This window comes from Leeuwenhoekiella parthenopeia (genome assembly GCF_020782115.1).
Taxonomy (GTDB): domain Bacteria; phylum Bacteroidota; class Bacteroidia; order Flavobacteriales; family Flavobacteriaceae; genus Leeuwenhoekiella; species Leeuwenhoekiella parthenopeia.
This window is the reverse complement of the sequence record NZ_JAJGMW010000010.1, coordinates 20,476-38,624: the sequence shown is the minus strand read 5'-3', so window position 1 is coordinate 38,624 and position 18,149 is coordinate 20,476. Positions and strand designations below refer to the sequence as shown.

The following is an 18,149-nucleotide window of genomic DNA, read 5'->3' as shown; positions in this document are numbered from 1 at the left end:
AATTGCCTTATGGATTGGTGTTTTGATTAACAGGAGATTTGTCTTGTAATCAAAAACCAAAACCATGAACACAATTATCAAATTCACATCCATTTTTTTTCTGGGTCTTTCCCTAAGTCTCACGTCCTGCTCCACAGATGATGACGGGGGGGACAGCGCCGCAGGTGAAGGCAATCTTACCGCAAAAGTTGACGGAAAGGCCTACAAGTCTATGCCTGCTGCGACTACTGCTCAGGAGAGTTCTTCCGCCAATATCGAAATCATTACCATTAGCGGCGGTAGTGCAGATTCTGAAAACATTCAGATTACCATTATTGGCTTTGAAGGCGTTGGTACCTATACCCTGAACGCGGTAAGTCTGGGCACCTACACCTATCTTAAGGACAAATCTGATTTTATGAGCGCTCAGATTTTTTCTACTGCGACGGGCGCATCATCTAATGGCGAGATTAAAATCGCGGAGTATACCAAAGGTGAAAGCGTTAAGGGAACCTTCAGTTTTACGGGGTATCTTACCAGTGATACCACCAAAAAGGTGGTTGTGAGCGAAGGCGATTTCAACTTAAAAATTAAGTAAGTATTACTATCGAAAATCTCAAGTGTTGAGGTTTTTACACGAAGCCGGAAGTAGGAGCAATTCTGTTTTCGGCTTTATTATTTGCAGCGGAGGCCATATTTATTTAAAAGAGGTATTTAAACGCTGTTTTATCTCGAGCATCAGCTCTTGTTTTCTCTTGTACTACGTCAAAATATACGGCAATTGCCCTATTGATTAGCGGTTGATTTTCAGGGATTTTTGAAGTGTAAAAACTTTATAAACCGAAGACTTATGAAAATTCAATTACACCATTTAAGCAGCATCGTATGCTTGTTGCTTTTTACCGGAGGCCTTTTTGCTCAAAAAGCTGAAACTCCAGATTATACCTACGATGTAGGCGGAAATATCAATAATATGACTCTGACTTTGGCCGGAACGATGGTCGTCTCAACCAGTGATGGTCTCGTGGGTATTAAGCCGGGTTCTAACGAGCTGGTATTTAAGTTTACAGATTACGGTAGCGTAAAGCCTGAAGAGGTGACGTATATTCCTGCTTCACCTTATCTTATCGTAGATCAGGGAGGCGTTGGGGGTCTTAAAGCTTTGTCGGCTTTATCGAGCAAAAAAGCGGTCATTGATTACATTTCAGGTAAAGTGATTTTCACTACCGAAAGTAAAGGCTTGAAGACCGTTCAAACAGCAGATGTGATTATGCCCGATAACAAGCTGGTTATTAGTGGACTTCAAAAGGAGGGATCGATGGCTGAGAAAAACACAGCTAAACTGGCTGTTTATGATCTCATTACCGGCAATCTCGATTATTCCTTTTTCCTGAACGAGCCGGGTAAAACAACAGCTAAATATTTTGCCGTAACTGGGACGCCTTTATTATTAAAAGACAAACTATTGGTACCTACAACTCAGGGTATTTATGCGAAAAGTCATTCGGGGCAAACGCTTTGGGAAAATGACGTAAAAGATGTGAACTGGATGACCTCAAGCGCAGATGAGAAAGAAATTTATGCTTTTGACGTAAACGACACCGGGAGTAAAACCGAAATCATAAAAGTGAAGCCCGATGGCGGTGAAGCCTGGGGAGACAAGGTAAAAGTTGACGGGGTGGTAAGCAATTTTCAAATTGTACCCCAGGGTCTGATTGTAGTGAGTGATAAAGACACTTCCGGAAAAAGCGTACTTGCCGGTCGGTCTGAGTCAAAAATCAATCTTCTGAGCGCAGCTAATGGTGAGGACCTTTGGGATAAAGCACCTAAAACCGGTGGTTTTGTGCAGCATTTCTATGTGATGGAAGATGGGATTCTATTCGGTATTTATGAAGGTGGAATCAATAAAGTCGCTTTTGACGGTACTCCGTTGTTCAAAAAGCCGCTCAAAACCGGAGAAAACATTCAGATAATGGCCGAAACGCCAAAGGGATTGATCTACATCACCTCTGAAGATGCCAATATTGTAGATCTCAAAACCGGGGAATCGGTTTGGAATAAACCTTTAAAATTCAAGAAGGCTGAAAGTGTTACTTCGGCTTTTGATGAGGCACACAGCCGGTATTTAATCAATGCGGATGATGAGTTATTTGCTGTAGACGCAGCAAGTGGAGATGTATCAACTCTGGCGAATGTAAAGTTTGATGAAAAGGAAAATCCAACCACACTGGCAGTGCGCGATAATGGTATTTTCTTAGGGAGTGATCAAAACATGACCTTACTTGACTTTGACGGAAACGAAAAGTACCATGAGTATTATAAATCTCCGGGCCGAAGCACGTTTGGTAAAATTATGGGCGGTATTACAGCGGTAGCCACTACAACACTTACAGTTGCAATGGCAGCTAAAGCAGGTGCAAACCGTAATGGGATGGATATGAATAATCTGGATAGCTATAATGAAACCGGAAAGGAAGCCAAGCGCGCCCAGGATATGTTTGCATCGATGGCAGGAGCTTCATTTGAATACCTCAGCAAACGCTTCAAAGCTTCTGCGGCGACCGAAGATTCTCAGTTCATCCTTTCTAATCTGGATGACGGTGTAGGACTGGTAAAATTGAGTAAAGCTGACGGGAGTGTGAAAAAAGAAATTCTGCTTAAAGACAAAAAGCCGGAGTATGAGGTAGATGATTTTGGAGGCGTATTGTATTACAAAGCCGATAACAAAACCATTTATGCATACAATTTGAGGTAATCTCAAGCTATTAATTAATATTAGAAACTGCCTGAAGCTGCTTCGGGCAGTTTTGATTAAAAGGGATGTATTATTTTTTGATTTTAAGTTCTGTAAGCCTGGTAATTGGGCTGAGTTATTTTGGCTTCCGCTTTATAGAGCACCGCACCGGCGGGAGTTTTTCGCAGTCAAAAATTGCCTTCTTTTATGGTTACGCAGCTTTGGTTTACGCGCTGGCAGCGCTGGTGGTGAGTTGGATGTGGATGTTTTACATCAACGTGTTGATAGGCGTGCCTTGTTTGATTACAGGTTACTTCTGCGCTCGCAAATACCGCAGTTTGCAGGCGGGCAAAAAAAGGTATAAGCTGTATTTAGTCTTGGCTTCAATTGCGCTGCTTTTAGCCCTACTGAGTTTAATTGCATTTTTAAATCGCTAACTATTTCGTTTAAATCTATGAAAACCCTGGTTTTTGAATTGCTGAAGCCCAACACCAAAAATTACATGGTGTTTGTAAATGCTCTGTTTTTATTGGTTTTGTTGAGTGTGGGTTTTGTGAGTCCGTTGACTGTGGTGATGGCCTATTTTGTCGAAAGTATCATTATTGGGATTTTTAATGTCCTTAAAATGGGTTGGTGTGTGAGGCACACCAATAAACAGGATGGAGGGGGTTTAGGTAATTACAGCATCCTGATTTTCTTTGTCTTTCACTACGGATTTTTTATTGCCATACAGAGCATATTTGCATTTACTTTTTTTGAAATTGAAGGTTCTTCATTTTTTACCGATGGTTTTGCATTGCTGAAAAATTATAAGGCGTTATTGAGATTAGAAGGGATGTGGTTGCTTATCGCCAGCATTGTGTTTACAAACCTGCTGGCTTTTGTGATGAATTTTTTAGCCGAAAAGCGCTACACAGAGTTCACAGCAAACGAACTGATGTCCAAACCCTACTTGCGCATTTTTGTGCAGCAGTTTGTAGTCATACTCTCCGGTTTTTTTCTGGTGTTTCTCAAAGCCGGAATGATAGCTGCGGTGCTTCTGATCCTGTTTAGATTGGCGCTCGATCTGTTTTTGATAGGCTTACGCGAAAATACAGAAGCGCTAGACCGCTTCGCGTCCTGGTATGCTGAGAAGAACAGTCAAATGAGTTTTGACAAAATCAAAAAGCAATTGCTGCTGTTTACCGAATAAATTTTAAGTAATGGATGCGATTTCGGGATCTGTATGGTTGGTTTTTATGGTGGCTGGCTACACCTTGCTGTATTATGTGGCTTATAAATTCGTGTTGTGGATAGCGGGCAAATACGTTTTTGCGACCGAACCAGGCTATTTGAAGGGCATCCTGGCGGTACTGCTTCTCATTCCTATGCTTATTCTGGTTTGGGATTTTACGTTTACAGGTACCGTATTTACGGCTTTGCCCCCATACCTAACCGGACTTCTGGTTCTGGTTTCGGTAATAAAAAGCAATTTGAAGCCAAGGCTTAAAAGTATTCTTGCGGGTTTCTACGTTATAATAGGGATTGTATTTATCGGGCAGGCTATGATTTAAAACTGAATGGAAATGAGCAGTATTTTTTCAATACCGGGAGCATTAGTTGTAGCGGCTGTATTACTGCTGTTTGTGATGCTAGTGCTGTATTTTCAGAGGTTAAAACGGAAAGATCAAAAAGCTGCCGAAATGCGATTGCACTATCTAAATGAAAACATTCAGCGCAACCGGGAGCAACTGGCAAAGCGGAAGCAGCTCCTGAATACCTACAATCTTTTAGCCTATAACCTTAGCGAAGCGCTAATCATTCAGCCTGAAATCGCAGTGAGATAAAATTATTCCGGCCGATTTTTAAAAGAAATCTATTGTGGTATTTTTATATATTAGCTTGTAAAAAGCAAACAATCAGATTTTTATGAAACACTATTACGTTTGGATTACTTTTCTTTTTTTTAGTAGCGGGTTTCTTTCTGCGCAGAATATTCAACAAATTGATTCCATCAACGCGATATTGGTTCAAAACTCTTCCCTAAAGACAGATTCCCTATTGGTTATTTTTAAGAATAACCTTAAAGCTGCAGAGCAGATTGATTATAAAAAGGGTATTGGAGAGGCTTATAAAAACATCGCCACCATTTACGGTTATGAAGCCGACAGTAAAAAACGGGTAGAGTATAATCTGAAGGCCATACGTATTTTTGAAGAGAATGATCTCAAACCGCAGGCAGCCAACCTGTATGGAGAAATGGGCTATGGGATGAAGCGTGACAATATGGAGCGTGCTCAATATTATATGAACAAGGGCCTGAAAATGGCCGAAGAAGGAAACTATAAAGAAGTTTTAGACCGTACTTATAATAACTACGGTGTGCTAAAAGAAATGCAGGGTCAACTGGATAGCGCGCTTTATTTTTATAAAAAGGGTCTTGCTATTGTTGAAGAACGAAACTATACCGAAGGTTTGCCCTACAGTTACAGCAATCTTGCAGGGGTTTACGGGCAGATGGGCAACTACGATCTTTCACGCGAATATTTTTATAAGGCGAAAGCTATACGTGAAAAGATTAATGACCGCAAGGGTATCGCAGAAAATTATACGCAGATTGGAGAGGTGTATTTAGCTGAAGGTAAACCTGCTGAAGCGATACCTTTTTTCGAAAAATCGTTGCCTATCGCACGTAAGGAGGACTACCGCTTCCTGATGCAATATACCTATCAGCAACTTTCGGAAGCATTTAAGCAAATGAAACAGACCGATTCTGCTTTGTACTATTTTGAAAAATATGCGGTTTTCAAGGACAGTATAAGCAGTTTGGAAACCAGTAAACAAATTGCGGCCTTAGAAGTTGAATTTGAAACCGAACAAAAAGAAAATCAGATTTTAAAACAACGGGCACAGCTGGCAGAAAAGGATCTGGAGGTTAGGCGTAAAAATCTGTACATCTATGGAAGTCTGGGGCTTGCAATTGTTTTAGGCTTGCTGGGTTACCTGATTTACAGCCGTCAAAAATTAAAAAATAAGCAGTTGCAAAAAGAAAGCGAACTTCAGATCGCTCTGGCAAAAATCGAGACTCAAAACCGGCTTGAAGAGCAGCGTCTTCGTATTTCGCGTGATTTGCATGATAATATAGGTTCGCAGCTTACTTTTATTATTATGAGTCTTGACAATCTGAGTTATTTGCTGGGAGATGCAGGACAACAGGTTAAAGAGCGTATTGCCGCCATAAGTACCTTTACATCGGTTACCATTAATGAATTGCGCGACACGATCTGGGCCATGAATAAAGAAAGTATAAGCCTTGAGGATTTGCAGGCCCGTGTTGCCGGTATTATTGATAAGGCCGAAAGCACCGGAACCGAAACTCAGTTCAGGGTTGAGGTTGATAGCATTCAGGAAGATTTTGAATTTACCGCTTTAGAAGGAATCAATATCTACCGCATCATACAGGAGGCAGTAAACAACGCCATCAAATATGCCCAGGCAAACCGGGTAGATGTGATGATGCAGGTTGACCGGGATGTTTTTGACGTGCGCATAACTGATGACGGGCGGGGTTTTGAAGAGGCGCAGATTTTATCAGGTAACGGGCTTAATAATATGCGGAAACGTGCAGCAGACTTAAATGCAAATCTGCAAATACACAGCAATCCCGGAGCAGGCACAAGCATTCATCTTAGAAAACCCTTAAGCTGAATGCCTACAAATCTACCCGGTTTGAGTTAGGCATCAGTTGTGGTGAAAAGTTTACAAAGATTTCGCTTTACGAATAAAAAGCGTATTTTAAACGCTTAAAATCGAAACTATGACTCCCAGTTCTGCCAGCACGGCACAAGCTCCCAATAATGATTTTTATGCAGCTCACGATAAATTATACGTAGCTACAGACTGCATTATTTTTGGCTTTGATGACGGTGATCTTAAGCTGTTAATCTTTAAAAGAAGGGTAGAGCCAGACTCGGGAATCTGGTCATTAATAGGAAGCTTTGTCAAGATCGATGAGGATGTAGATGAAGCGGCACGCCGGGTTTTAAAAGAAATCACAGGTCTTGAAGCAATCTATATGGAACAGTCAAAAACCTATGGTAAAGCCGAAAGAGACCCCGGTTATCGCTGTATTTCAGTAGCGCATTACGCCTTAATGCGTATTAATGATCACGATCGCGAACTTACCCAGAGCCACGGCGCGTTCTGGTACACGCTGCAGGAAATCCCCAAACTTGCACTCGATCATACCGAAATGGTTAGCGATGCTCTTGATAAATTACGCAGAAGAGCGCGTTACCAGCCTATAGGCTTTGAACTTTTACCCGAAAAGTTTACCATTCCTCAACTGCAAAAGCTTTACGAATCAATTTACCAGCGAGAGCTTGATCCCCGTAATTTCAGAAAAAAGGTGCTGTCTCTCAAAGTTTTGGTTAAACTGGACGAAAAAGATAAATCAGGAAGTAAGCGCGGTGCTTATCTCTACCGTTTTGATTCTGAAAAATACCAGGAGCTGCTTGAAAGTGGCTATAACTTCGAAATTTGATCCCCCATCAATAGTTGTAAAAGATGCCTGTACGCATTGCCATAGCCGAGGATAAATTCTTTTTAGCCCAGTCGCTTAAAGAAAAACTCTCCTTTTTTAAGGATTTTGATTTGCGCTTAACTGCAGAGAATGGGCAGGTTTTGATAGAAAAGCTTCAGGAACAGCCTAACATAGACCTCATCTTAATGGATATTGAAATGCCCGTGCTTAATGGTATTGAAGCTACGTCGCAGGTTAAAGAGCAGTTTCCGCATATCAAGGTGATTATGCTAACGGTTTTTGATGACGACATTCACGTTTTTAAGGCTATTCAGGCCGGTGCAGACGGGTATTTGTTAAAAGAAACTCCACCCGAAGCACTAAAATCAGGAATTGAAGAAACCCTTGCCGGTGGGGCTGCAATGAATCCCACTATCGCTATGCGAACTTTAAAATTATTGCGCAATCCCGATGCGGTAAGCCATTTGGAGCAGCAGGAGCAAATAGCGCTTTCGCAGCGCGAAATTGAAGTTTTAGAGCAGCTGGCGAAAGGGTTGAGTTATACAAAAATCTCCGAAAATTTAGTGGTCTCTCCCAGCACGGTGCGCAAACACATCGAAAATATCTATAAAAAGCTGCAGGTGCATAACAAGCTTGAAGCTGTTAAAAAAGCCCGTAAAAACAATTTAATCTAGTATTACCAGAGATAATTTTGTAATATTAGATTCAAAGCGAAACCGGGAATGCCCGCCCTGTTTCACCACTTAAACTTAACCTCATCCTCTTAGCAGTGCGTAAACTTTTAATTATTTTACTTCTGGTAGTTCTGGGCATTTTCACCTATAACTATTTCGCTGAACGCAATGAATCGCGGCAACGTCTTATCGAGAGTTCTTCTTTAATTCAAAAAGAGGTTCGCAATGTGGGTAAGCTCATCGTGACCGAAGGAACCTTTGCTCAGGTTTTTACCTATAACGATTCTAAACGTATGTATTTTGACCTGCTTACCGCCAGTAAAAAGGCGCTTGTTGTGGTCAATGCAAAAGTGAATATTTCATACGATTTGCGCGCTATGGAGACCCAGGTCGATGAAGAAAACAGGACCATAACCATACTGAGTATCCCAAAACCGGAGATCAATATCAATCCCGATATTGAATATTACGACGTTACTCAGGATTACCTGAATCAATTTGAAGCTTCAGATTACAATACCATCAAAAAAAGGGTAACCGCAAGCATCCGCAAAAAAGTAGAGACATCCGGGCTTCCCGAGCAGGCCGAGCAGCGTCTCATTTCAGAACTCGCCAGTATCTACGCCGTTACTAACGCTCTTGGCTGGGAATTGAGATACAATAAGACGGTGATTAAGAGTAATGATGAACTTCAGAAAGTGATTGTAGATTAATGCGGGTATGGCAGCAGTGAAAACATCTCAGATTTTAATTGAGGCGATACGCGAAATGCCCGGCGTTTTTGCGATAGTCGATAAAGAGTTGGCCTTAATCTCAAAAAGCAAAGAATGGGATGCGGGCTTGCTTTCAAACTTTTCGACTGTGACTGAAGACATGACAAAGCTTCAGCTTAAGTTTAAAACAGCATTTGAGAAGGCAATTCAGGGAGAGAATTCCTATTTTATTCAAAATATTCCACAGAAACAGGTACGCTATAAGTATAAATTCAGCCGGATAGATCCAGAGCCGTGTTTGATACTGATTCAGCAGGTTTTGCTCACACGACCTCAGGATTACCGAAAAGAATTATTGCTACAGGAAACCAATAAGGTTGCAGAAATCGGGTTTTGGGAGTATAATAGTGTAACAGGTAAAATTTATTGGTCTGAAGTAACCCGAAAAATTCACGAGGTACCTGAGGATTTTGTCCCAAACCTGGAAACCGGGGTTAGTTTTTATAAAGAAGGGGAGAATAGAGAGCGCATAAGCCGTGCAGTACAAAATGGGGTTGAAACCGGTGAACCTTGGAATGGAGACTACACTATCATTACCCATAAGGGTAGGGAAGTTCACGTAAATGCCCGAGGTAAGGCTGAGTTTGAAAACGGGAAGTGCGTGCGCCTTTTGGGAACATTTCAGGATATTACAGAGCGTACAGAACGCAATATCCGGCTTAAAAAGAGTGAAGAGCAGTTTAGGCTGGCTTTTGAAAATTCTCCGATTGGGTTTTTGATTATTAGTGTTGATGGTTTTCATTTATTGAGATGTAACAGGGCTTTTCAAAATCTAATTGGGCTTGGAGAGAAAGAGCTTGTCAATAAAAAGTTTACTGATTTTTTCGCCCCTGAAGAAGCTAACCGCTATTACCTGAATTTCTTGAAATTAATTGACGGCAAGTTAGCCGAAATTCGAGGAGAACATTTCCTCAGGAATACAAATGGAGTGATTTTAACCTGTAGTGTGTTTGCATCTGTTATCTATGATCCCGACGCTAAGCCGAAAGAAATCATAGTTCAAATACAGGATGTTACAGAACTCAGGAGAAAGAGCCAGGAAATTGATCGTTTTGTTGAAGTCACTACCGAGCAGAATACACGTCTGATCAATTTTGCGCATATTGTTTCTCACAATCTACGTTCTCATACCAGTAACATAGCAATGCTCCTTAACTTTTTAAAAGAAGAAAAGGATTTAGATGAACGTGAGCTACAGTTAGATATGCTCAATCAGGCGTCAGATATGTTGACAGAAACGATTAAGCATCTCAATGAGGTGGTTTCTGTAGATATCGATATTAAGGATAAAGAAGAATTAGTGCTGAAAGATTTTGTGAAAAACACAGAACGTTCGTTAAGAGGCCTGCTTGTAAACGCAAACTTTAAAATTTATAATTATGTTCCTGAAGATTTAAAGGTTTACGCGGTACCGGCGTATTTAGAAAGTGTTTTGCTGAATTTATTTTCGAATAGCATAAAATATAGAGATCCCAGGAAAAAATCGTGGTTGCAGGTTACTGCCGAAACTGTAAATGGTTACACCGTAATCAGTGTGAGTGATAACGGTTTGGGGATTAATATGGAGCGTTATGGCGATCGTATTTTCGGTTTGTATAAAACCTTTCACGAGCATTCTGAAGCCCGTGGTCTTGGATTGTATATGACCCAATCACAAATTCAGGTAATGGGGGGTTCAATAGATGTAAAAAGTAAAGTAGGAGAAGGCACCACCTTTATAATTAAACTTCATGAAAAAGATAAAACTGGCATGTCTGGTAGATGATGATCCAATTGTTGTTTTTGGATTAAAGAAAATGATGAAGCTCGTTAAGTTTTGCGAGAATTTTTTGGTTTACAGCAACGGGCAGGAAGCTTTAAATGCACTCACGGCAATTTTTAAGACCGGTGATGAGATCCCCGATTTGATATTATTAGATCTAAACATGCCGGTTATGGATGGTTGGGAGTTTCTTGAAGCTTTTACCAAATATGATCCCCCAAAGAAAATTACCATTTATATTTTAACCTCGTCAATAGATCCCCGCGATCAGGAACGCGCGTTGCAATTTAGCAGTGTTTCTAACTATGTGGTTAAACCCGTAACACTTGAGCAGCTCGAAGCTATACGGGATACTTTCAGTGATGAAGATTAGATTTTAGCAGCACGTATAAGTTCAAGGCCGTCTTCAATAAGGTGACTTAAGTTGGGTCGTTGTTCTGAGATTTGATTAAGGTGTTCCTCGATTTCCCGGCAAAATTCACTTAAGTTTTCATCAACCGCGAGTTCGTAGAGCTCTACCGGTAACAGCCAATCCTCGGGATGGTATTTTTTAAGCAGATCAAAAACAGCCTGTGGTGAAAAGCGGGTGTCTTTGCCTTCCCGATACTTACGCACTGCGAGATAGAGGCTTTCGAGCTCCTGGCGCTTCTCACTTTTTGAAGCTTTAATGGTTTCAGAGCCGGGTTTGTGATGTATCAGATCAAAAGACCTAAAATCTGCCGGACCCGAGAATGCAGAAGTGATTTTTTTGCCTACACCCAGATGATAAACTCCCCATTCCGGTTTAAAAAGCATGCGCTCCTTGTGTGTTACGGTGCAGTCTTCAAAGCTGATGAGTATAATTTTTCCCTGTAAATTGCGCGTTCCCGTAATTATTTTTCCGGTTACAACAATATCGCCTTCAAATTCCAGGGTAATTTTTTCGCCTTCATAAATTTTATAAGCCTTAAGATCTTTGGGACTCATATCTTCAATCGCGAGATTGATTCCTTTAAGTTTGCCTATTGCGGTACCATAACCCCTGTTGTGATTCAAGGTGCCGTGTCCTACGAGTTCTTTTTCATGGTACGCCAGAGCAGTTGGTCCCTGCGTTTGTAAGTAGATTACCTTGCCTTTGTGTGTGATCATTTCATCAAAAACCCCGGAAATCTGTAGACCGGTACTCAACTGGGCTGTACCCAGATTGTTGCTTTCGATTAGCTTTTGCAATCCTTCAGGTCCGCCGGTGCGCAATGCCATCGTATTAGCAAATTCTTCGAGTACCTCGCTTAAAAAGGCAAAGTCCGGAGTCACATACAATTGAGGCTGCGGTTTTGTGATATCAAATTCCTTGTGCGCCGCTTCGGGGCCGTAGGGGATTTTTTCAACCGCGTCGGTCATACACCAGGCGCTCTCGCCTATAGATGATAGTAAGCCGGCGCCGTAAATTTTCGGATTTTCGGGAGTGCCTATAAGTCCGTATTCTACCGTCCACCAGTGCAAATTGCGTATCAGGGCCATCTCGCTGGTTTTTCCGATATTTTTCTGAAGATAATCAACCTGTTCCTCAATTTCCTGTATGACTTTTTCCGGAGTATTTTCGGCTTCTTTGAGAATGGAAAGCTTTCGCACCGCTTCATAAAGCTCATAGTCCTTAGCAGACGATATCGCTTTGCAGCCTATTTCGCCAAAACGTCTGAGGTATTCGGCATACTCGGGGTTTGCGATTATAGGGGCGTGGCCTGCGCCTTCGTGAATAATATCGGGAGCGGGAGTGTATTCAATATGCTCAAGCTGGCGTATGTCTGAAGCGATAACCAAAACATTATAGGCCTGAAACTCCATAAAGGCTGCGGGAGGAATAAAACCGTCAACTGCGACTGCTGCCCAGCCGATTTCTTTTAAAATGCGGTTCATCCCATACATATTGGGAATATGGTCAATAGAAATCCCGGTTTGTTTGAGTCCGTCGAGATACGATTTATGAGCCACTTTACTGAGGTAGCTCACGTTTTTACGCATTACATAACGCCATACCGCCTGATTAATCGGCGTATAATCCTCGTAGTTTTGAGGTTTTATATACTGTTTTAAATGCGGTGGCAGGCGGTCTATAAGTGGATTACTTTCAATATTTTTATCTAGAATCTCTGACATGCGTTATATTTTTTAAGCGGAATTTCCTCAATTCTTTCTCAACGGAGAAACAATACGTAATTTAGAGCTAAATTTGAAGATTATCCAATAAGAACCCACTTTTACTGAATAAAATTTATGCAAGAATCATTTGTTAATCTTGATATTAATGATACTATAGCTTCGGTTACTTTTTTTACACCGCATCACAATGCTTTGCCTACGGCAATATTAAATCGTCTTGAGACGGTGCTTGATGAAGTGGCAGATAATAGGGACGTTAATGTAGTTATTTTGCAAAGTGGGGGAGATCGTACATTTTGTGCAGGAGCCAGTTTTAACGAATTGATTGCGATTGACAACGAAAGCAAGGGCAAAGATTTCTTTATGGGTTTTGCTAAAGTGATCCTGGCCATGCGCAATTGCCCGCAGCCGGTTATTGTTCGCGTACAGGGTAAAACTGTTGGTGGCGGAGTAGGTATTGCCGCTGCAGCAGATTATTGTTTAGCAAGTACGTATGCGAGTATTAAACTAAGCGAACTGAGTATAGGTATTGGTCCGTTTGTGATAGGGCCTGCTGTAGAACGTAAAATGGGCCTTTCAGCATTCTCACAAATGACCTTAAACGCGCAGGAATTTTACACACCCGAATGGGCGAAAGCTAACGGACTTTTTGCAGAGGTTCTGGAATCGAATGAAGCCCTTGATGAGCGTGTAGCGGAATTAGCAAAGCATCTGGCTGGTTACAATCCTGAAGCTTTAAAAGCAGCTAAAAAGATTTTTTGGGAGGGTACAGAGGCCTGGCAGGACATTCTGAAAGCTCGTGCAGAGACGAGTGGGAAATTAGTCCTCTCTGCGTTTACCAAAGAGAAACTACAATCCTATAAATAAGAAAAGCCCTCATTTGAGGGCTTTTTAAAGTTTTGGCACTTCTGTTTTAGTTAGAAGCCATTTTCTTAGGAGGATACTCTTGCATAATTTCTCCTACAATCTCGTTGATGCGTTCTTGTTTGCGCTCTACATCACGGGCCAGATAACCTGTTCCCTGACCTTGCCATACCAGTTCTTTCTTTTGAGCGTCAATAAGATCTATGTACAAAGTGCCCTCGGTAGTGCGTGACACGGTATTGCCAAAACCACCGCCCCATGGACCCCAAGGACCCCAGGCGCCCCAAGCACCCCAGCCCCAGCCGTAATTATTAAAAACATCTACACGCTCCTGAGCGGTAGTAAAGATGCTTACCAGCATAGAAGGATTTTCAGATTTCACAAATCCCTTTGCGAGAAGGTTATCTTCAATTGCACGTAAGATTCGTTTTTTATCAAGGTCAGAAATTTCAGCCTTGTCAATACCGGGTTTGAAGAAGGCAAAGGTTTTATATTCGTTAAAATTGGCTGATTGATCATAGTCTGAAGATACGCGGACCGTGCTGCAGGAAGCCAGCATTGCGAAAAGCGCTAAAAGCAAAAAGGGTCTAAAATTTTTCATAAGTATATTTTTTTAATTCGACAGAAAAGCAATTTTAAAGGCACAATAATTGTACCAATGGCAGATTATTCTTTGGTTTTATCAAAACCATAAGGACAGTGCCTGCAACCGCTCTTGCAACAGTAGCCTCTTTTTAGATGATACTGCTCCGTAAAGCATCGATATCCTTCGGGTGTTAGATAATAATCTCCTTCTTCTATAGAAACTTTATTTTTAAAAAGTGTCATGATTTAAATTTACGAAAGAAAAGGTATAAGTTTTGTACCTCTGCGTAAAACTAGGTTAATGATTTGTATCACCGCTCCAAAACTTTTTAAGCGATTTTCAGGTTGTGCGTTCTGGCCTTTTATTTTGATAAGGGAAGAACGCTTAAAGCGGGATCTGGTTTTTATAAACCATGAACGCATTCATCTGAGGCAGCAGGCAGAATTGCTGGTGGTTCCTTTTTATATTTGGTATGCAACCGAATACTTGTATTACCTGCTAAAAGGCTATTCCAAACAAAAAGCCTATCGCTCCGTATGTTTTGAACGAGAGGCTTATAAGTTTGAAGCCGATTTTACGTATTTAGAAAAGCGAAGATTTTGGGGTTTTCTGAAGTCTTAAATTAACGCTGAACAATGATTTGAAAATGTTCATAGTCTGTTCCACCAAATAAGATCTGATAGTCAAAATTACCCCCGTAACCCAAGCCGAATAGTCTAACTGTATGAGTACCTGCAGGTAGTTGCACGTAAGTAGATCCGCTTAGATAATAAAAGCCATTTGCGTAAGTTCCACTACTGTCTGGACGGTTAGCATATGTGCCGGTGTCATACGCCAACGGCCTGTTGGTGTCTCCATTGACCTCAACCCAACCTCTAAATAGTCTTGGCTTACCATCGGTGATTGCGCCTCCTCCATTTCTAAAAAGTTGTGCGCTAAATTGATAATTTATAAAAACGAGAGATTGCTGTGTCAATGTAAAGGTGCTCGTATATAGGGTTGTAGTTACGCCACCTCCATTACTTGAGCTTATCGTGTTGCCAGTAGTAAAATTATAGACATCAACTGGCATATAGGTTTGCACCAAAGAAGGTCGTAGCACCATTGTCCCGTTATCATCTACATAAACAGGCATAGGATCGCCAACAACGTTTGTGGTATTGTTTGTAGTGTTCAAACCATCTACTCTGATAGTCGAGGTGTTTCCAGAAATATGTAATTTCTCTTTTGGAGCAGTATTGCTGATGCCAACATTTCCTGTAGAGGCGATATTGATGTCATCCTGATAGAGTCCCGGGGTGTCATTTTGAATGCCCAATTCGAGTAGGCTATTTTCGGCTGTACTTCCGTTTCCGCTACCATCATCAGAATATTTGAGATACCCGTAGTCACTGTTGTTATTAGACTGGCTTTTGAAAATTATAGAAGATTCTCCTCCTGCGTTACCATGTTCTAAAACTATGGTTCCGGTGCTGGGAGAAGCTATTGTGCCTGTTGTCTCATAGATATGTAGACTGGCGTTAGGATTAACCAGACCTATACCCACCTGCTTTTCTGAGTCAAGAGTTAAAACCGGTAAATTATCTATGTCAAAGCGTAAAGAATTGTCAGTAGTAAATAAGAACGGAGCATTATTATCAGAAATTAGGGCTCCTTCTAAATTGAGATAGCGTCCCACGCCATTATCAAATCTTAAGGTGTTTTCATCGAGATTAACTGTTCGTGTTTCGGTTAGTGTACCATCAGTATTGTAAATGTTAGTGTCATCATCACCAATGGTCATTTTCACCCACTTAGTACCATCCCAATAATAAAAACCTTGAGATACGGCAGTTGAACCTGTGGTCGTAGCAGTATTAAAGACAAGTAAGCCTGTGGTCGCCGCCGGGGTAACGGTAGTGGTGTCATTTGTTCCGGTAAGGGCCACTCGGGGAATCATCAGTCCTTTATCTGTTGCAGAAATATCTAATAAAGCACCTGAAACCGGATTAGTTGTGCCTATCCCCACTTGCGCGTGGACAGCGTAACTGGCGCTCAATAATGCGCCTGTTAAAATTAAAGAGCGTAGATTCATAGGGCTTTGAATTACTCATTCACAAATCAGATTAAATGCATTATTTTATCCTTAAAGCGAATGTGTTTTGTTATGAGCAACTAATATATGTGCTTTTATCGATATATAATAATTCTTTGTCGGTGTTTTTTGTTTTTGTGAGTTTTAAAGATGTCTAACTTTGATTAAGTTAATGATGTTAAGATTAGTCTGCTAGAAGTAGCACTTAGTTAAGTTTTACCCTTCAATTTCAATTCTTAGCCAAATGCGGTAATTTGCACCTATGCAAATCTGGAGCGCTACTACATTTCCCGAAACACCCGTAAACTCAATTTTAAACACAGTTTACTATGATAATCGTGTTGAAGTTGATCTCAAAAGGGAAGATCTGATTGATGCTGAAGTCTCCGGTAATAAGTTTAGAAAGCTCAAATACAACATGCTTCAGGCTCTTGAAGAGGGGCATTACTCAATACTAACCTATGGAGGCGCTTTTTCAAATCATATAGCCGCCGTTGCAAAAGCCGGAGGGCTTTTTGGTTTAAAAACCATTGGAGTGATCCGGGGGGAAGAGCTGGGTCATAATTTAGGCGAAACCCTTCAGAAGAATTCTACCTTGAGATTTGCACACGATTGCGGGATGCAGTTTGAGTTTGTAAACCGAACCGCCTACCACGAAAAACACACGGAATCCTTTCGCGTAAGCTTAAAAACTAAATACGGCACCTTTTACGAGATTCCTGAAGGTGGTACGAATGAACTCGCTATTAAAGGTTGCCGCGAAATACTTGATGAAACAACAGCTAATTACGATTACATCACCTGCGCAGTGGGCACGGGTGGCACAATCGCCGGTATTATTGAGGCCAGTTTGCCGCATCAAAAGGTTCTGGGTTTTCCGGCTTTGAAAGGAGATTTTTTAGAGACTGAAATCAAAAAATACACCTCAAAAACCAACTGGCAGCTGATATCTGATTACCATTTTGGGGGTTACGCAAAAACTTCTGAAGAATTAATTGATTTCGTCAATAGGTTTAAAGAAGAACAAAGCATTCAGCTTGATCCTGTTTATACGGGCAAAATGATGTATGGTTTGACAGATCTTATCCGCAATGGGTATTTCTCTAAAAATACCCGTATTTTTGCCGTTCATACCGGAGGCCTGCAAGGTATTCAGGGAATGAATGAAAGGCTTAAAAAACAGGGACGATCTACAATTAGTATCTAGAATGATCAAAAAAATAATTACACTTTTAGTATTAAGTATTTTACTGGCGGGTTGCGGCGGAAGCAAAAGAGCGTCAAAACGTAAAGTAACTGTCAGATCATCCAGAGCTACAGAACGGCCTGTTACCAAGAAAGAAAGCGCACCTGCAGCGGTAACCGAAGAAACAGAAAGGGCTTATGAATATGCGCCTTTCAATAAAGTAGAAGATTATATCGAGCATTTTGCACCCATAGCAAAAGAAGAAATGCGCCTGTATAAAATTCCCGCAAGCATCACGATGGCCCAGGCGGTTTTAGAAAGTGGTGCCGGTAATGGTAATCTTACCAAAAAAGCCAACAATCATTTTGGCATTAAATGCCATAACTGGACCGGTGCAGTGGTCTATCACGATGATGATGAAAAGGGGGAATGCTTCCGGAAGTATCGCGACCCTAAATATTCTTTTCGCGATCATTCGTTGTTTTTAACCGGAAGAAGTCGGTATGCAGATTTGTTCAAACTTGATCCCGACGATTATAAAGGCTGGGCCCGTGGTTTGCGTAAGGCCGGTTACGCCACAGATCCCAAATACCCGGAAAAACTTATCGCTATTATAGAACGTTATGCGATGTATAATTACGACGCCGAAGTTTTAGGCAGAAAGATTAAAGAATTTAAACCTGAACCGTCTGATAAGGTGGTTCTACATACAGTCAAAAAAGGGGAAACGCTTTACAGTATTTCCAGAATGTATAACCTGACTGTAGACGAATTGAAAAAGAATAACGGCTTGCGTGATAATACGATAAGCATCGGGCAACAATTGAATGTTACCCCACAGTATAACGGATTTTAA

Annotated in this window: 20 protein-coding genes; 16 read left to right on the top strand and 4 right to left on the bottom strand. The window is 41.2% G+C overall.

Features of this window, described 5'->3' with window-relative positions; all coding sequences use genetic code 11:
* Positions 1–64 precede the first annotated feature (64 nt).
* The 12 genes from LLW17_RS09130 (at position 65) to LLW17_RS09075 (ending at position 10,817) form a co-directional block, all read left to right on the top strand.
* A complete protein-coding gene (locus tag LLW17_RS09130) occupies positions 65–577 on the top strand; it encodes a DUF6252 domain-containing protein (RefSeq protein WP_228229950.1) in 513 nt (170 codons plus the stop codon).
* A 252-nt stretch (positions 578–829) separates the two neighbouring features.
* Positions 830–2,734, top strand: coding sequence for an outer membrane protein assembly factor BamB family protein (locus LLW17_RS09125; RefSeq protein WP_228229949.1), 1,905 nt, complete (start codon positions 830–832; stop codon positions 2,732–2,734).
* Between the two features lie 65 nt (positions 2,735–2,799).
* Positions 2,800–3,150 (top strand): hypothetical protein, encoded by a 351-nt coding sequence (locus LLW17_RS09120; RefSeq protein WP_228229948.1) that lies wholly within the window; start codon positions 2,800–2,802, stop codon positions 3,148–3,150.
* Positions 3,151–3,167: 17 nt separating this feature from the next.
* A complete protein-coding gene (locus LLW17_RS09115) occupies positions 3,168–3,905 on the top strand; it encodes a DUF6498-containing protein (protein ID WP_228229947.1) in 738 nt (245 codons plus the stop codon).
* Positions 3,906–3,915: 10 nt separating this feature from the next.
* Positions 3,916–4,266: a hypothetical protein gene (locus LLW17_RS09110; RefSeq protein ID WP_228229946.1), complete on the top strand. Its 351-nt coding sequence runs from the start codon at positions 3,916–3,918 to the stop codon at positions 4,264–4,266.
* A gap of 12 nt (positions 4,267–4,278) precedes the next feature.
* On the top strand, positions 4,279–4,539 hold the full coding sequence (locus LLW17_RS09105) for a hypothetical protein (RefSeq protein WP_228229945.1): 261 nt from the start codon (positions 4,279–4,281) through the stop codon (positions 4,537–4,539).
* 82 nt (positions 4,540–4,621) lie between these two features.
* On the top strand, positions 4,622–6,400 hold the full coding sequence (locus LLW17_RS09100) for a tetratricopeptide repeat-containing sensor histidine kinase (RefSeq protein WP_228229944.1): 1,779 nt from the start codon (positions 4,622–4,624) through the stop codon (positions 6,398–6,400).
* Between the two features lie 109 nt (positions 6,401–6,509).
* On the top strand, positions 6,510–7,235 hold the full coding sequence (locus LLW17_RS09095) for an NUDIX hydrolase (RefSeq protein ID WP_228229943.1): 726 nt from the start codon (positions 6,510–6,512) through the stop codon (positions 7,233–7,235).
* 23 nt (positions 7,236–7,258) lie between these two features.
* The gene (locus LLW17_RS09090; RefSeq protein WP_228229942.1) at positions 7,259–7,909 is read left to right on the top strand and encodes a response regulator transcription factor; all 651 of its coding nucleotides are present in this window, start codon (positions 7,259–7,261) and stop codon (positions 7,907–7,909) included.
* A 95-nt stretch (positions 7,910–8,004) separates the two neighbouring features.
* Positions 8,005–8,622, top strand: coding sequence for a DUF4230 domain-containing protein (locus LLW17_RS09085; RefSeq protein ID WP_228229941.1), 618 nt, complete (start codon positions 8,005–8,007; stop codon positions 8,620–8,622).
* A 7-nt stretch (positions 8,623–8,629) separates the two neighbouring features.
* Complete coding sequence (locus LLW17_RS09080; protein ID WP_228229940.1) at positions 8,630–10,447, top strand: PAS domain-containing sensor histidine kinase; 1,818 nt, start codon at positions 8,630–8,632, stop codon at positions 10,445–10,447.
* The gene (locus tag LLW17_RS09075) at positions 10,413–10,817 is read left to right on the top strand and encodes a response regulator (protein WP_228229939.1); all 405 of its coding nucleotides are present in this window, start codon (positions 10,413–10,415) and stop codon (positions 10,815–10,817) included. The genes LLW17_RS09080 and LLW17_RS09075 overlap by 35 nt, the downstream gene beginning before the upstream one ends.
* On the opposite strand, the gene LLW17_RS09070 is transcribed toward LLW17_RS09075, so the two are convergent.
* On the bottom strand, positions 10,814–12,580 hold the full coding sequence (locus tag LLW17_RS09070; protein ID WP_228229938.1) for an aromatic amino acid hydroxylase: 1,767 nt from the start codon (positions 12,578–12,580) through the stop codon (positions 10,814–10,816). The two genes, LLW17_RS09075 and LLW17_RS09070, sit on opposite strands and share 4 nt — an antisense overlap.
* Positions 12,581–12,697: 117 nt before the next feature.
* Here LLW17_RS09070 and LLW17_RS09065 point away from each other — a divergent pair, with 117 nt between their 5' ends.
* Positions 12,698–13,450, top strand: coding sequence for an enoyl-CoA hydratase/isomerase family protein (locus tag LLW17_RS09065; RefSeq protein WP_228229937.1), 753 nt, complete (start codon positions 12,698–12,700; stop codon positions 13,448–13,450).
* A gap of 46 nt (positions 13,451–13,496) precedes the next feature.
* On the opposite strand, the gene LLW17_RS09060 is transcribed toward LLW17_RS09065, so the two are convergent.
* Both LLW17_RS09060 and LLW17_RS09055 read right to left on the bottom strand, forming a co-directional pair.
* Positions 13,497–14,048, bottom strand: a complete 552-nt coding sequence (locus tag LLW17_RS09060) for a DUF4136 domain-containing protein (protein ID WP_228229936.1) — start codon at positions 14,046–14,048, stop codon at positions 13,497–13,499.
* A gap of 65 nt (positions 14,049–14,113) precedes the next feature.
* Complete coding sequence (locus LLW17_RS09055; RefSeq protein ID WP_228229935.1) at positions 14,114–14,275, bottom strand: C1orf53 family protein; 162 nt, start codon at positions 14,273–14,275, stop codon at positions 14,114–14,116.
* Positions 14,276–14,333: 58 nt separating this feature from the next.
* Between LLW17_RS09055 and LLW17_RS09050 the strand changes: the two genes are divergently transcribed.
* On the top strand, positions 14,334–14,654 hold the full coding sequence (locus LLW17_RS09050; RefSeq protein ID WP_228229934.1) for a hypothetical protein: 321 nt from the start codon (positions 14,334–14,336) through the stop codon (positions 14,652–14,654).
* Position 14,655: 1 nt separating this feature from the next.
* On the opposite strand, the gene LLW17_RS09045 is transcribed toward LLW17_RS09050, so the two are convergent.
* Positions 14,656–16,107, bottom strand: a complete 1,452-nt coding sequence (locus tag LLW17_RS09045) for a phage tail-like protein (RefSeq protein WP_228229933.1) — start codon at positions 16,105–16,107, stop codon at positions 14,656–14,658.
* A 262-nt stretch (positions 16,108–16,369) separates the two neighbouring features.
* On the opposite strand from LLW17_RS09045, the gene LLW17_RS09040 reads away from it, so the two are divergent.
* Both LLW17_RS09040 and LLW17_RS09035 read left to right on the top strand, forming a co-directional pair.
* Positions 16,370–17,314 carry a 1-aminocyclopropane-1-carboxylate deaminase/D-cysteine desulfhydrase gene (locus LLW17_RS09040; protein WP_228229932.1) on the top strand — a complete coding sequence of 315 codons (945 nt, stop codon included), beginning with the start codon at positions 16,370–16,372 and terminating at the stop codon, positions 17,312–17,314.
* A gap of 1 nt (position 17,315) precedes the next feature.
* Positions 17,316–18,149, top strand: coding sequence for a glucosaminidase domain-containing protein (locus LLW17_RS09035; RefSeq protein ID WP_228229931.1), 834 nt, complete (start codon positions 17,316–17,318; stop codon positions 18,147–18,149).